Here is a 14,358-nt window from a genome sequence, read left to right on the forward strand (position 1 = left end):
GTAGGTGAATGTCAGCCAGAAATGTACTGATAATCTACCCTCGGGGTAATATTACAAAGCAGTTCGTATGGAATGGTATCAGCACAGCGGGCGATCCGTTCAATTGCCAGCTCCGGGCCCCATAACACCGCTTCTGCGCCGATAGTCTCCGTCGGCTCAGAGCCCAGATCGACCGTGATCATATCCATCGATACCCTGCCCACCAGCTTAACTTCGCGCCCGGCCAGCCAGACCGGTGTGCCATTCACTGCATGGCGCGGATAACCATCACCGTAACCAATAGCGATAACCCCGATCCAGGTATCTTTTTCTGCTTGCCAGTATGCACCATAGCCAACGGTTTCACCCGCCTGGACCTGGCGCATGGCAATAAGTCTGCTACTTAACCGCATTGCTGGTTGTAACTGGTGCTGTTGTCCCTGTTGATTGGCAAAGGGTGAAATACCATGCAGCATCAATCCCGGCCGCACCCAGTCGCAGTGACTTTGCGGCAGGCAGATAATCGCCGCGCTGTTTGCCAGACTGCATTGCTCTGCTTTATCAGCACAAAGCTGCTGAAATAACGCCAGTTGCTGTGCCGTTTTGTCGCTACCTGGCATATCAGCACAGCAGAAATGACTCATCAGCCGGATACCGGGCTGCACAGCGGGACATTGCCACAGCCTGCGGTAGAATTCATTAAACTGCTCCGGCGCAACACCCAGCCGGTGCATACCGCTATCGACTTTCAGCCAGATTTTCAGCTGCCCGTCTAACGCTGTTTGCTCCAGTGCCTGCAACTGCAGCTCGTTATGCACCACTGTCTGCAGATTATTAGCCAGCAGAACGGGCAGTTCAGCGGCTTCGTAAAAGCCTTCCAGTAACACAATCGGTTTAACAATGCCGGCAGTGCGTAAAGCCAGCGCTTCATCAATTCTGGCAACGGCAAACGCATCGGCTGCAGTTAATGCCTGCGCTACCTTTACCAGACCATGACCATACGCGTTAGCCTTCAGCACTGCCAGAATTTTACTCGCCGGCGCCAGTTGCTGCACCCGCTGTAAATTATGACCAAGTGCCGCCAGATTAAGTTGAGCGACCGGCCGGCGGGACATTAATACTCATCCTCAAAACGGGCACTACCGGCGTAGTTGTCGAACCTGGAGAAATGACCATGGAAGGTTAGCCTTACTTTGCCGATGGGACCGTTACGCTGCTTACCGATTATAATTTCAGCAAGGCCTTTTTCGGCACTGTCTTCGTGGTAAACCTCATCGCGGTAGATAAACATAATTAAGTCAGCATCCTGCTCGATAGAGCCCGACTCCCGTAAATCCGAGTTAACCGGACGTTTATCGGCACGTTGCTCCAGGCCACGGTTTAGCTGCGATAAGGCAATAACCGGCACTTTAAGCTCTTTGGCCAATGATTTTAACGAGCGGGAAATTTCGGCAATTTCCAACGTGCGGTTTTCACTTAGCCCCGGCACTGTCATCAGCTGTAAATAGTCGACCATAATCATACTCAGGCCACCATGTTCCCGCGCTACCCGGCGGGCACGGGAGCGCACCTCAGTCGGCGTCAGGCCGGAGGCATCGTCGATATACATCTTGCCTTTGCTGTTTAACAGCTCAATGGCAGATGACAACCGCGCCCAGTCTTCATCTTCCAGCTGGCCGGTCCGCACCTTAGTCTGGTTAATCCGGCCAAGTGAGGCCAGCATCCGCATCATAATCTGATCAGAGGGCATCTCAAGGCTGAATATCAGTACCGGCTTGTCGCTGGTAATGGCCGCATGTTCACACAGGTTCATGGCAAAGGTGGTTTTACCCATCGATGGCCGCGCCGCAACAATGATTAAATCCGATGGCTGAAAGCCATTGGTCATTTTGTCCAGATCCATATAACCAGACGACAAGCCGGTAATACCGGTTTGCGGTGAGCGGAACAGCGCGTCTATTTTATCAATGGTTTTAGCCAGAATATTGTTAATCGGCTCCGGGCCTTCGTTAGCATTGGCCCGCTGCTCGGCAATCTTAAATACCTTACTTTCGGCAAAATCCAACAGTTCTGCTGACGTGCGGCCCTGTGTGTCATAGCCCGCATCGGCAATATCATGGGCTACTGCTATCATATCGCGCACTACGGCGCGCTCGCGCACGATGTCAGCATACGCCATAATATTGGCAGCGCTCGGCGTGTTCTTAGCTATTTCACCTAAATAGGCAAAGCCGCCAATATCATCTAATTGCTGGTTGGCTTCCAACGCTTCAGAGACGGTAATTAAGTCGATAGGCTGATTCGCTTCAGCAATCCGCGCCATAGCACTGAAAATAAAACGGTGCGAGCGCAGATAAAAATCCTGCTCCACCACCTTCTCCGACACCCGGTCCCAGGCCTGATTATCCAGCATTAAACCGCCCAGCACAGATTGCTCAGCTTCGATAGAGTGCGGGGGCATTTTCAGGCCGGCGACCTGCTTGTCTTTATTACTGCTCATAACACCTGACAGAGTTGGAAATAACTGTGCAATGCTACCTTGCAAGCGGCAGAATAAAAAGCAACGTTGAGGATTTTTTTAAAACAAGTGGAACAGGCGATAAGAAATGCGAAAAAGAGGGTGTCCGGAATAACAGGATGGCGCACTGCAAGGCAGTGCGCCAATAGCCTTAAGCTTCTGCGATAATAACAACTTTAACCGTTGCTACTACTTCAGCGTGCAACTGCAGATCGATATCGAACTCGCCAGTTTCACGTAAAGTACCGTTTGGTAACTTCACTTCAGCTTTAGTCACTTTTACGCCAGCTTCAGTAATGGCATCTGCGATATCGCGGGTACCTACTGAACCGAACAGCTTGCCTTCATCACCGGCTTTAGAAGCGATAGTCACTTCACCCAGTTCTGCCAGCTTAGCAGCGCGGTCGTTAGCGGCAGCTAAATCAGCAGCCAGTTTGGCTTCTAATTCAGCGCGACGCTGTTCAAACTTTTCGGTGTTAGCTTTGTTAGCCGGAACTGCTTTACCCTGTGGGAATAAGAAGTTACGAGCATAACCAGACTTAACAGTAACATTGTCACCTAAACCACCAAGGTTTGAGACTTTGTCTAACAGAATTACTTGCATACTTATACCCCTTCTGTATTAGCTGTGTGAGTCGCTGTACGGCAACAAGGCCAGGTAGCGAGCGCGCTTGATAGCACGAGCCAGCTGACGCTGATACTTAGCGCTGGTACCAGTAATACGGCTAGGTACGATTTTGCCGCTTTCTGTTACATAGTTTTTCAGAACAGCGGTATCTTTGTAATCAATCTCTACAGTGCCTTCTGCAGAAAAACGGCAGAATTTACGGCGACGGAAAAAACGTGACATTTGTCTGTCTCCTAACTTATTTGTTCAATCTGCTGGGCGTGCAGTACCAGTTTTGCCTGACCACTGCGGTTCTGGTGCCGGTTTAAAAACCCGCTGACCTTTACCATGCTACCCAACGTCAAAGTTTGAGCTTGCTGATGTAACACCGTACCACTTAAGACTACCTGCATCCTGACATAAGCCTGACGGTTAAAGCCGGCTTCCTGTTGGTTACTGCGATGTTCTATGCTGATAACAGTGTGCGGGATACCCGCCGGACTCTCACTGCGTTCAGGGTGCCGGCATACGGCGCCACTAAGCACGATGATATTGTCCATCAAACTTACTCTTCGTTTTCTACCTGCTCTTCTGATTCACGAGGAGCACGGTCACGAGGACGGTCGTCACGTGAACGCTCTTCACGTACCTTAGCCATTGGAGATGGCTCAACTACGGCACCGTTAGTGCGCATAATCAGGTTACGTAATACAGCATCGTTGTAACGGAAGTTAGTTTCCAGCTCATCAATCACTGTTTGTGGTGCTTCCACGTTCATCAGCACATAGTGTGCTTTGTGCAGTTTTTGGATTGGGTAAGCCAGTTGACGACGACCCCAGTCTTCCAAACGGTGGATAGTACCGCCCGCTTCTTTGATAGAGCCAGTGTAACGCTCAATCATGCCAGGCACTTGTTCACTCTGATCAGGGTGAACCATAAAAACGATTTCGTAATGACGCATTGTAGCTCCTTACGGTTAGTAAGCCTCGGGTGAGCTCGGCCGGGCTCGCATAGAGGCAAGGAACGTTAGTGTATGGCCGAAGGTCGCGTATTTTACGGAGTTAGCGGGTAAATAACAAGCAGAATATCCAGTAACGGGTTTACTACCCAAACTATTTTAAAAGTGCAGGTAGGCGGCAAGGGAGTGAATTCCCATGAGCATAGGTAAACTATGTAATTGGGATGAATGAACGAAGCCAACACCGCTGCAATTTTAAATAGGAAGGGTTTAGCTTCGCTGTCGTACTGCTTCGAATAAGCAAATCCCAGCCGCAACTGATACATTCAAACTGGAAACGGAACCAAACATTGGTATTTTCACCAGACTGTCACAGGTTTCGCGGGTTAGCCGACGCAGGCCTTCGCCTTCAGCGCCTAACACCAATGCCAGCGGGCCTTTAAAATCGGCCTGATAAATGGTGGTGTCGGTTTCACCGGCGGTGCCAACGACCCAGACCCCGGCATCCTGTAATTCGCGCAGGGTTCGGGCTAAATTAGTCACAGTGATAAAAGGCACCGCTTCGGCTGCCCCACAGGCGACTTTACGCACCACAGAGGTCAGTTTAGCGGAGCGATCTTTAGGTGAGATAACGGCATGCACCCCGGCCGCATCAGCACTGCGTAAAATAGCGCCTAAGTTGTGCGGGTCAGTTACGCCATCAAGCACCAATAAAAACGGTTTATCTTTTTGCTCGAGTAAGGTTGCCAGATCGCTTTCATTACCACTGCTGGCTAAACGCGCTTTAGCAACAATGCCCTGATGCTGGCCATTGACCATATCGTCCAGGGTTCTGCGGTTACAAAACTGAATAGAAATCCCTTGCTGGCGCGCCTGCTGAATAAGCGGTTGCATCCGCTTATCTTCGCGGTCTTTCATAATAAACAGCTCTAAAATATCCTGCGGCGCCCGCTCTAACAGGGCATTAACCGCATGAATACCGAATACAAAATCTGCGCTCATATATTGCGTTTTCTCTTTACTTATTTAATGTCGGTCGCCTAAGATTTTTTCGCCCGGCGCCGCGGCTTTTTCGGGCCACTTTTAGCCGCTTTCGGCTTGTCGGCTGCCTTGGCTGCAGGTTTAGTAGCGGCTTTGCCACCACTTTTGCCACTACGCCGGCCGCTGCCACCGCTTTTTGCTTCTTTTTCCGCAAACGCGGCATTGCGGCTGGCTTTTACCGCGCGACCAGACACATTATGCTTAGGCTCGCCCACTACGGCTAAATCTATTTTGCGTGATTCCAGACTGACAGCCAGCACTTTTACTTTAACCTGATCCCCCATCCGGTAACTGACACCGCTGTGTTCGCCTAGCAGCACCTGACGTTCGGCGTCAAAGCGGTAGTAATCGTTTTGCAAAGAGCTGACATGCACCAGGCCTTCAATGTATAGATCACTTAACCGGACAAACAAGCCGAAATTAGTGACGGTTGATACCACACCCTCGAACTCGGTGCCCAGATGGTCCTGCATATACTCGCACTTCAGCCAGTCAGACACCTCACGGGTGGCATCATCAGCCCGCCGTTCAGTCATCGAGCATTGCTCACCAAAATGGCTTATCTCTTTTTCGCTGTATGCCCGTTCACCTGTTACCGGCTGCTTTTGTTTAAGCAGAATGGCTTTAATGGCCCGGTGCAACACTAAATCAGGATAGCGGCGGATAGGCGAGGTAAAGTGCGCATAGGCCTCCAGCGCCAGGCCAAAGTGGCCCTGATTATCGCCCTGATACACGGCCTGCTTCATCGAACGCAGCATGGTGGTTTCAATCAGCTCCCGATCCGGCCGGTCGGCGAGACTTGCCAGTACCTCAGTAAGTTCCAATGGGGTTGGTTCGCTTGACAGATTGGCCTCAATCCCTAATTCCGCTAAGAAACGGCGGAAATTGGCAAAACGGTCGCTGTCAGGCCGCTCATGCACCCGGAACAAAGCATTCGCTTCATGTTTCTCAATAAAACGGGCAGAGGCAACGTTAGCCATAATCATACATTCTTCAATGATTTTATGGGCTTCGTTACGATGCACCGGTACTATCTGTTCAATCTTACGATGGCTGTTAAAAATAAAACGGGTTTCCACCGTTTCAAACTCGATTGCGCCGCGCTGGCCCCGCACTTTAGCCAGCTTTTTATACAGACTGTACAGCGTTTCCAGGTTGGTCAGATTTGCCTGATACTGCTGTCGCAGTTCCGGATCGCCCTGCAAAATGGCATGGACTTTGTTGTAAGTAAAACGGGCAGCGGAATGCATTACTGCTTCGTAAAACTGATAGCTTTCCAGCTTACCCGCAGCGCTGATTTGCATCTCAGCAACAAAACATAAGCGATCAGTATGCGGGTTTAACGAACACAGACCATTGGATAAGGCCTCAGGCAGCATCGGCACCACATGATCGGGGAAATACACCGAGTTACCGCGCTCCAGTGCGCTGCGATCCAGTGGCGTGTCGGGTTTGACGTAGGCGCTGACATCAGCAATGGCAACCCACAGTTTCCAGCCACCATTTTCTTTCGCTTCAGCATACACCGCATCATCAAAATCACGGGCATCTTCGCCATCGATAGTCACCAATGGCAGTTTGGTCAGATCAACCCGGCCCCGCTTGGCGTCTTCAGGCACCTGCTCGCCGTATTTGGCTACTTGCTGTAATACCGCTTCCGGGAATTCGTGCGGGATCTGATGATTGCGGATAGCAACTTCAATTTCCATGCCCGGTGCCATATGTTCACCCAGCACCTCAGTAACCTTACCTACTGCACTGACCCGTTTTGACGGGCGCTGGGTAATTTCCACCAGCACTATCTGGCCATGGCGGGCTGCGCCCTGCTCGCCTTCAGGAATAATGATGTCCTGGGTCATTCGCGGATCGTCAGGGACTACAACGCAGACAGCATGGTCTTTATAGTAACGACCGACCACCGGCTCAGTTCGAGGCTCCAGTACCCGCACTACCCTGGCTTCAACTTTATCTTTGCTTTTCATCGCAGCCGCGGTAGCCAGCACTTTATCGCCTGGCAGCACCCGCTGCATTTCATGATAAGGCAGATACCAGTCAGGACCACCCTGTTCCAGCTTCAGAAAGCCAAACCCTTCGCGGTGGCCGATAACAATGCCTTTTACCAAATCCATATGATCGACCAGACCATAGCGTTTACTTTTGGTAAAAATAAGCTGGCCATCGCGCTCCATTGCCCGTAAGCGCTTTTTCAGGGCAAAAATAGCATCGTCATCGGTCAGGGCAAGCTCAGTAACCAGTTCGTCAAAATAGGCAGGTTGCTGCCGCTTGTCGATGTGCTCCAGGATAAACTCCCGGCTGGGGATGGGGTTGTCGTATTTTTCTTGCTCACGCGCAAGATGCGGATCATTTACCGTCATTAATTAAACTTTTTTTTCCTTTATTCATATAAAGAGTGTAACAGCTCAGCCGTCACTTTGGATGAAATTCATTTGACAGGTCGTCTGGCACTTGCCACGACCCGCTCTGGCATCTTTTGGGCAAGCTGTTGCAGCAGTTTCTGTATTCTAGCATGTGTCGCATCATTTGCACTAATGGCATGGTGCAACCAGCGATAACTCTGCTCGTAATCTACCGGCGAACCATAGCCCTCTACCAGCAACTGAGCATAGCGCAATTTGGCGTTCAGGTTACCCATAGCCGCAGCTTCATGTAAGTACACCAGTGCTTTATCGATATCCACCTGGACAAAACGGCCGATATGGTAATAGCGGCCTACCTGCTCCAGTGCTTCGGGTAACCCCTGGGCAGCTGCTTGTAGCATCAGATCCCAGCCGCGCTCGACATTTCTCGGTACACACACCGCGTACGCCAGCATATCGCCATACAGAAACTGATAGGCCGGCAGCCGCATGATGTCAGCCCGGGCTTCAATATCTTCAACCAATTGACAATCGTCAGCACGAACCCGACGTAAATGACTGTTAGTTTTAATTAAATCTAACAATTCATCCTGGCTGTATAGTTGTACAGCATCTACTTGCTGGGCAGTTGCCTGTGGCACGGCTGTAAGGCTGCTGCTAAGCAGGACAACCGGTAGTAACATTGCTAATTTCATAAGGTGTCAATAAACCGTTAAGTAGTGCAACCAATTAATTACCGCCTGCAAAAAACACGCCATTGATACTTATTGCTCATTATAAAGCAGCCATTGCGGTTGCACCTGCTCCAGCGTCCGTCGCTGCTGCAGGCTCTGACCACTGACCGCTACTGCGGAGCAACTGTCGTTATCAATATAGGCAAGGGCTTCGGCATACAGTGGGTCATCGCTTACCCCCCAGTCGCCGGCAACCGAGGCGTTTACCGGACAATTGGGGCTAAGCCCTTCAAAGTAGTCGCCAAAATCCAAGGCATTCACTGTCTGAAAGTTAATAGCGAATAACCGGAAATCGCCGACCCGGTCTGGCACCTGCCCCACCGGCTTACCGCAGGTGGTTTCGCCAATTTGTACCACATCAATAAAGGGATTCAGCGCATTGATGACCAGCTCACTGGAGGAACAACTCCCTGCTGTGGTTAACACAAATACCCGCGGCAAATTCAGATTAGTGCGGCCGGCGCCCAGTGCAAAAGCAACTGTACTGTTTTTCCGGGTATTTTTATCGTTGTAGCGATACTTAACGAAAATATTGCCCTGCAATTTAGGTAAGGCAATATGCGAACTCAGCTGATTTGCCACCCGGATTAAGCCGCCGCCGTTGTAGCGTAAATCCAGCACCAATTCGTCAATATTCTGCTGAGCGAAAAAGCTGAAAGCCTGTTCCAACTCAGTTTCCGATAATTCAATAAAAGTATTAAATACCAGATAGCCGACTTTTTTATCGCCCACCTGAGCGACCGAGCGGTGCATTACAGTGTTAGTGCTGACAGTGCTCTTTACAAAGTCAGCCTGACGCTGGCTGTTATCCGGCTTACGCCAGACGAATTGCCGCACCACCCCTTCTTCATTCGGACCGTAAATGTCATCATTGGTGGCAGTACCGGCATCCAGTCGCGCTAACCACTCAGCAACGCTGATACCATCAATTTCAATTATTTTATCAGCCCGGCGCAATCCCCGCTGGGCGGCAGAGCCGGCATCATAAACATATAACACCTGCAAAGCCGTATTATTGTCAGTACGCTGAGTGGCAAAACCGTAACCGAAAAACACCGCATTAATGTAACGGTCCTGATATTGCTGCTCAGTCATGATAAAACTGTAGCGATCCCTATCGGCAATTACCTGATTTAAATAAGCAGAAGGCGTGGTGAATGCCAGCGGGTCGACGCCTGTTTTCAGTTCGTCGTACCACAGGTAATCGGCATACAACTTACAGTAGACCTGGCTGTTAATATCATTGCGGCTACACTCAGCAACAGTATTATCTGAGTTATCAGCCGCACTGTCAGATCCGCCACACCCGGCCAGCAGCAGACTTAAGAAAATCACCAGCAGCTTATTCATTTCAGACCTCCAACCTTGATGGCTACAGCGTATAAAAAAACGCCACCAAATGGCAGCGTTTTTTTATACGAGCGACTTACGCAAACGGATGCGTTAGCACTATAGTCTGCACCCGGTCCGGTCCGGTGGAAACAATGTCAATCGGCACGCCGGTCAGTTGCTCCAGCCGGCTGATATAATCACGCGCGGCCCGGGGTAATTGTTCCAGTTGCTGGATGCCAAAGGTATTATCAGACCAGCCTGGCATGGTCTCATAAACCGGTGTTACCAGCTCATAGCCTTCTGCTGCCAGAGGTGGCGTATCCAGCACACTGCCATCAGGCTGGCGATAACCGACACAGATACTGATGCTTTCCAGGCCATCGAGTACATCCAGCTTGGTCAGACAAAAGCCGGAAATACTGTTCAGTTGCACCGCACGGCGCACGGCGACGGCATCGAACCAGCCGGTACGACGCTTACGGCCGGTAGTAGCGCCGAATTCGTGACCTTTTACGCCCAGATGCTCGCCTACTGCACAATCAAGCTCAGTCGGGAACGGGCCGGAACCAACCCGGGTGGTGTAGGCTTTGACGATACCCAGCACATAATCAAGATAGCGGGGGCCAAAGCCACAACCGGTAGCAACGCCGCCTGCAGTCGTGTTAGATGAGGTGACATAAGGGTAGGTACCATGATCAATATCAAGTAGGGTGCCCTGCGCACCTTCAAACATGATCTTGTCACCATTTTTGCGGGCTTTATCCAGCAAATCTGTTACATCCACCACCATCGATTTCAGCAAGTCTGCCATGGCCAGGGCATTGTCCAGCGTAGTCTGATAATCGACCGCTTCAGCTTTGTAATACTGAGTCAGCGTGAAGTTATGCAACTCCATCACAATTTTCAGCTTTTCTGCAAAAAGTTCCGGGTTAAACAAGTCACCAACCCGTAAGCCACGACGTGCCACTTTATCTTCGTAAGCCGGGCCGATGCCACGACCGGTAGTACCAATCGCTTTGTCTCCACGGGCTTTTTCCCGTGCCACATCCAGTGCCACGTGAAATGGCAGGATCAACGGACAAGCTTCGCTTAGCAACAGCCGCTCTTTTACCGGCACGCCACGCTGCTCGAGCATGGTCATTTCCTTTAAAAAAGCTTCCGGAGAAAGTACCACACCATTACCAATCACACATTTTACGTTAGCGCGTAAAATGCCCGATGGAATTAAATGCAATACGGTTTTTTCACCGTCAATAACCAGAGTATGCCCTGCATTGTGGCCGCCCTGATAGCGCACCACATAGCTGGCTTTATCGGTTAATAAGTCAACGATTTTACCTTTTCCTTCGTCACCCCATTGAGTGCCGAGCACAACGACGTTTTTGGCCATGGTTCCTACATCATGGAAAAAATTAGGCGAGGATTCTATCAAATCGCTGGCTAACTTACAGCTGTGTTACTAAAAAAAAGCCGGTTTTTTATCCGGCTTAATCCTTAGCAGCCGTTTTATGCGTGTTGCAGGCAGGATAAATTAAAGCTGTCGCTGGTTTGATACAGGCCAAACCCAAAACGCAACCGATCACCACGATAGTCAGTAATAATGCCTTTATTTTTGAGAAATGCTGCTAATTCAGCCACTTCACTGTTGCTGGCAAGTTTATAGGTAAAAAAATGGCCATGGGCTGCCAGATCAGCAAGCAGCAAATTAGCCTGATTTAATTGCGGATGCTGCTGACGTGCTAACTCAGCAAGAAAAGCCTGTTGCAATTGCCTGACATAGTGATGAATTCTACCAACGGTAATACCTTGCTGTTTAAATAACAGCAGCACGGCATGCAAGCGGTATAGGGCGGTATAGTCCATGGTGGCACCAGCAAAATGATTACCGTCATTGCTGTACAGTACCAGCGCAGACTTTTCAGCGGCCAGAGTACCAAATTCAGCAAACCAGCCAGTGTACCAGGGCCGCTGCTTACTGCCGGGTGGCACTGCCATAAAGCAACACCCCTCACCGCCCTGAGCATACTTATAGCTGCCGGCCAGATAAAACGCCTGTTCAGCCACCGACGCAAGATCTGTCGGCAGTGCCATAAAGCCATGATAGCCATCAATCACCAGCATGGCGTCGGTGACCGCTGCCAATGCGCTGACAAAACCAGGTAAATCAGCTATCGCATAACCGGAATTAAAAAAAACCTGGCTGCAAAACACCATGTCTGGCTGCTGCTCTTTCGCTTTCGCAATAAAACGTTCGGTAAAGCTGGCAAAAGGTTCAGTCGGTACCGTAATCAGCTCAATATTGTCAAACTCTGCCAGCCTTTTTGCCTGCCGCTGAAAACTGTAAAACTCACTGTCAGTACTTAATACCTTGAGCGGTTTAGACAAATCAAAACAACTGAATAGCCGCATAACCAGTTCATGGGTATTGCCAGCAAACACAATTTGCTCGGGCAAAGGCAAATTAAGCACATCAGCTATCAGTTGCTGGGTTTGCGGGATCATCTCCCCAAAAATCCGCTGCCATTTATCATCGACCAGTCGGGCGCTGTCGTCCCAGTAAGCCAGGGTCGCGTCGCGGGTAACGTCTGGCCAGTAATGATGAGAGTGGCTGGCAAAATGCTGTTTGCCCTGATTAGCCTGCAGAAAACGCTGATAAAATTGTTTATACATAGGGCCTCCGCCACTCTTGCTACTGAACTTAAGATTGCTCAGACGAAAAAGGCCCTGACGGGCCTTTTTATATTATTGATTATCTGGCTAGTTTTGCACTTTATCTGACTGCATATATTTAAAGAAGTCATTATCAGGCTGAACTACGATAATATCGTCTTTATCTTTAAAGCTGTTTTTATACGCTTCAAGACTGCGAACGAAAGAATAAAACTCAGCATTGCGGTTGTACACATCTGCATAAATTTTTGCAGCCTGCGCATCGCCCTGACCGCGAACAGTACGCGAATTTCGTTCAGCGTCAGCCAGCATCACCGTTACCCGGGCATCAACATCAGCGCGAATAATATCCGACTCTTCCATACCACGTGAGCGATGCTCCCGAGCTACCGCATGCCGCTCGGCTTCCATCCGGGCAAATATTGAACTGCTGACTTCAGTCGGCAGGTTAATCTGCTTAACCCGGACATCAATCACTTCAATACCCAACTCGTTGGCCGCCTGCCCTGCCTGAGCCAGTGCACTTTCCATCAACTGGGTCCGTTCACCGGAAACAATTTCCTGAATAGTACGGGCACCAAACTCAGTCCGCAGGCCGTTGTTAATATACTGCTTTAACAGCACTTCTGCCTGTGAGGTAATACCACCGGTTGATAAGAAATAGGCGCCAAAATCTTTAATCCGCCATTTTACATAACTGTCGACCAGTAAGTCTTTCTTCTCAGCCGTGACAAAGCGATCAGCCTGATCGTCCAGGGTCTGGATCCGGGAGTCCAGTTTGCGTACCATTTCAATCATCGGGATTTTCAGGTGCAGGCCGGGTTCATATACCACTACCTGTCCGGCATCGTCCCGTTGAATTTTACCGAACTGGGTAACAATGGCCCGCTGACCTTCCGGCACCACAAATAATGCGGAGACAACGATAATAGCGACCACGACAATAATAGCGATAATAAAATTCTTCATAACTTATCCCCTCCCGCTACGCGTCGAGCTACTGCGCAGTGTTTCCTGCTGGCGCGGTGTCGTATTGTCGTTACTGCGAGCTGGCAATGGCATCGGGTTTGCGTTACCACTACTACTGCCACCAGACTGATTCATTAACTTATCCAATGGTAAATACATAATATTATTGCCATTTTTAACATCTACGACCACTTTCGATGTATTACTGTAAACCGACTCCATGGTTTCTAAATATAAGCGGTCACGGGTCACTTTTGGTGCTGCCAGGTATTCTGGTAACAATTGTTCAAAGCGGGCGACTTCACCTTGCGCTTTTAACACAACCTGCTGCTTATAGGCTTCTGCTTCCTGCATTACCCGGTTAACCTGACCCCGGGCCCGCGGTTCGATTTCCCGGGCATAGGCCTGGGCTTCCTGGACAAACCTTTCCTGATCTTCCTGAGCCTTAATCGCATCATCAAACGCATCACGTACTTCTTCCGGCGGTCTTGCGTCGCGGAAGTTAACATCAACCAGACTTAGTCCCATGTTGTAGGGTGCAATAATAGACTCCAGTTCCTGCCGGGTATCCTGACGAACCACTTCGCGACCACGGGTTAACACGTCATCCATAATAGAATGACCAATAACAAACCGCAGCGCGGCATCGGTCGCTTCACCTAAGCTGCGGTCGGCATCCACCACTGAGAACAAATAATCACGGGCATTATAAATGCGGTACTGTACTTCAAAGGTTACCCGCACCAGGTTTTGATCCTGAGTTAACATAAAGCCATCTGAGCGCAGCGACTTTACCTCCTGCACGTTCACCGGCGTGACCGTGTCAATAAAGGTCGGTTTCCAGTGAATACCCGCACCCACCTCAGTGTGATACTGACCAAAGCGCAAAATAACGCCACGCTCTGCGTCTTTAATGGTGTAAAAACCGCTTATTGCCCAAACTACAGCAGCAATAACCAGGATCAGGACCAGTGCAGCAGAAGCACCATTACCAGATGACTTATTACCCCCACCGAAAATACCGCCAAATTTCTTACCAAAATTGCGGAATACTTCATCTAAATCGGGTGGACCCTGGTCACGACCGCCCTGCTTCCAGGGGTCGTTGTTTTTACCATTGTTACCCGGCTCATTCCAAGCCATGTTTAACTCCATCTCAAGTTATAAATTAA

Annotated in this window: 14 protein-coding genes; all 14 read right to left on the minus strand. The window is 50.0% G+C overall.

Features of this window, described 5'->3' with window-relative positions:
• Positions 1 to 11: 11 nt before the first annotated feature.
• Positions 12 to 1,094, minus strand: coding sequence for an alanine racemase (gene alr / locus R3187_RS03535; RefSeq protein ID WP_318965327.1), 1,083 nt, complete (start codon positions 1,092 to 1,094; stop codon positions 12 to 14).
• The gene (dnaB, locus tag R3187_RS03540) at positions 1,094 to 2,479 is read right to left on the minus strand and encodes a replicative DNA helicase (RefSeq protein WP_019675939.1); all 1,386 of its coding nucleotides are present in this window, start codon (positions 2,477 to 2,479) and stop codon (positions 1,094 to 1,096) included. Before dnaB ends, alr begins: the two co-directional genes overlap by 1 nt.
• A 169-nt stretch (positions 2,480 to 2,648) precedes the next feature.
• Complete coding sequence (gene rplI, locus R3187_RS03545; RefSeq protein WP_318965328.1) at positions 2,649 to 3,101, minus strand: 50S ribosomal protein L9; 453 nt, start codon at positions 3,099 to 3,101, stop codon at positions 2,649 to 2,651.
• An 18-nt stretch (positions 3,102 to 3,119) separates the two neighbouring features.
• A complete protein-coding gene (gene rpsR / locus R3187_RS03550; protein WP_008218940.1) occupies positions 3,120 to 3,347 on the minus strand; it encodes a 30S ribosomal protein S18 in 228 nt (75 codons plus the stop codon).
• Between the two features lie 11 nt (positions 3,348 to 3,358).
• On the minus strand, positions 3,359 to 3,664 hold the full coding sequence (gene priB / locus R3187_RS03555) for a primosomal replication protein N (RefSeq protein WP_318965329.1): 306 nt from the start codon (positions 3,662 to 3,664) through the stop codon (positions 3,359 to 3,361).
• A 5-nt stretch (positions 3,665 to 3,669) separates the two neighbouring features.
• Positions 3,670 to 4,065, minus strand: coding sequence for a 30S ribosomal protein S6 (gene rpsF / locus R3187_RS03560; RefSeq protein ID WP_318965330.1), 396 nt, complete (start codon positions 4,063 to 4,065; stop codon positions 3,670 to 3,672).
• Between the two features lie 267 nt (positions 4,066 to 4,332).
• On the minus strand, positions 4,333 to 5,064 hold the full coding sequence (gene rlmB, locus R3187_RS03565) for a 23S rRNA (guanosine(2251)-2'-O)-methyltransferase RlmB (protein ID WP_318965331.1): 732 nt from the start codon (positions 5,062 to 5,064) through the stop codon (positions 4,333 to 4,335).
• Between the two features lie 38 nt (positions 5,065 to 5,102).
• A complete protein-coding gene (gene rnr / locus R3187_RS03570; protein ID WP_318965332.1) occupies positions 5,103 to 7,478 on the minus strand; it encodes a ribonuclease R in 2,376 nt (791 codons plus the stop codon).
• Positions 7,479 to 7,546: 68 nt separating this feature from the next.
• A complete protein-coding gene (locus tag R3187_RS03575) occupies positions 7,547 to 8,176 on the minus strand; it encodes a tetratricopeptide repeat protein (protein ID WP_318965333.1) in 630 nt (209 codons plus the stop codon).
• Positions 8,177 to 8,245: 69 nt separating this feature from the next.
• Positions 8,246 to 9,565, minus strand: a complete 1,320-nt coding sequence (locus R3187_RS03580) for a S41 family peptidase (protein WP_318965334.1) — start codon at positions 9,563 to 9,565, stop codon at positions 8,246 to 8,248.
• Between the two features lie 76 nt (positions 9,566 to 9,641).
• Complete coding sequence (locus R3187_RS03585; protein ID WP_318965335.1) at positions 9,642 to 10,937, minus strand: adenylosuccinate synthase; 1,296 nt, start codon at positions 10,935 to 10,937, stop codon at positions 9,642 to 9,644.
• 116 nt (positions 10,938 to 11,053) lie between these two features.
• Complete coding sequence (locus tag R3187_RS03590; protein WP_318965336.1) at positions 11,054 to 12,217, minus strand: aminotransferase class V-fold PLP-dependent enzyme; 1,164 nt, start codon at positions 12,215 to 12,217, stop codon at positions 11,054 to 11,056.
• Positions 12,218 to 12,304: 87 nt separating this feature from the next.
• Entirely contained in the window at positions 12,305 to 13,186 is an 882-nt protein-coding gene (gene hflC / locus R3187_RS03595; RefSeq protein ID WP_318965337.1) for a protease modulator HflC, read from the minus strand.
• A 3-nt stretch (positions 13,187 to 13,189) separates the two neighbouring features.
• A complete protein-coding gene (gene hflK / locus R3187_RS03600) occupies positions 13,190 to 14,329 on the minus strand; it encodes an FtsH protease activity modulator HflK (RefSeq protein ID WP_318965338.1) in 1,140 nt (379 codons plus the stop codon).
• Positions 14,330 to 14,358 lie beyond the last annotated feature (29 nt).

The organism is Arsukibacterium sp. (assembly GCF_033721375.1).
Classification (GTDB): domain Bacteria; phylum Pseudomonadota; class Gammaproteobacteria; order Enterobacterales; family Alteromonadaceae; genus Alishewanella.

Bases quoted from the DNA above. Each gene is read 5' to 3' on its own strand.
- alr (WP_318965327.1), bottom strand. From the start codon at position 1,094: ATGTCCCGCCGGCCGGTCGCTCAACTTAATCTGGCGGCACTTGGTCAT.
- R3187_RS03580 (WP_318965334.1), bottom strand. From the start codon at position 9,565: ATGAATAAGCTGCTGGTGATTTTCTTAAGTCTGCTGCTGGCCGGGTGT.
- dnaB (WP_019675939.1), bottom strand. From the start codon at position 2,479: ATGAGCAGTAATAAAGACAAGCAGGTCGCCGGCCTGAAAATGCCCCCG.
- R3187_RS03575 (WP_318965333.1), bottom strand. From the start codon at position 8,176: ATGAAATTAGCAATGTTACTACCGGTTGTCCTGCTTAGCAGCAGCCTT.
- rnr (WP_318965332.1), bottom strand. From the start codon at position 7,478: ATGACGGTAAATGATCCGCATCTTGCGCGTGAGCAAGAAAAATACGAC.
- rlmB (WP_318965331.1), bottom strand. From the start codon at position 5,064: ATGAGCGCAGATTTTGTATTCGGTATTCATGCGGTTAATGCCCTGTTA.
- rpsR (WP_008218940.1), bottom strand. From the start codon at position 3,347: ATGTCACGTTTTTTCCGTCGCCGTAAATTCTGCCGTTTTTCTGCAGAA.
- rplI (WP_318965328.1), bottom strand. From the start codon at position 3,101: ATGCAAGTAATTCTGTTAGACAAAGTCTCAAACCTTGGTGGTTTAGGT.
- R3187_RS03590 (WP_318965336.1), bottom strand. From the start codon at position 12,217: ATGTATAAACAATTTTATCAGCGTTTTCTGCAGGCTAATCAGGGCAAA.
- priB (WP_318965329.1), bottom strand. From the start codon at position 3,664: ATGGACAATATCATCGTGCTTAGTGGCGCCGTATGCCGGCACCCTGAA.
- rpsF (WP_318965330.1), bottom strand. From the start codon at position 4,065: ATGCGTCATTACGAAATCGTTTTTATGGTTCACCCTGATCAGAGTGAA.
- R3187_RS03585 (WP_318965335.1), bottom strand. From the start codon at position 10,937: ATGGCCAAAAACGTCGTTGTGCTCGGCACTCAATGGGGTGACGAAGGA.
- hflC (WP_318965337.1), bottom strand. From the start codon at position 13,186: ATGAAGAATTTTATTATCGCTATTATTGTCGTGGTCGCTATTATCGTT.
- hflK (WP_318965338.1), bottom strand. From the start codon at position 14,329: ATGGCTTGGAATGAGCCGGGTAACAATGGTAAAAACAACGACCCCTGG.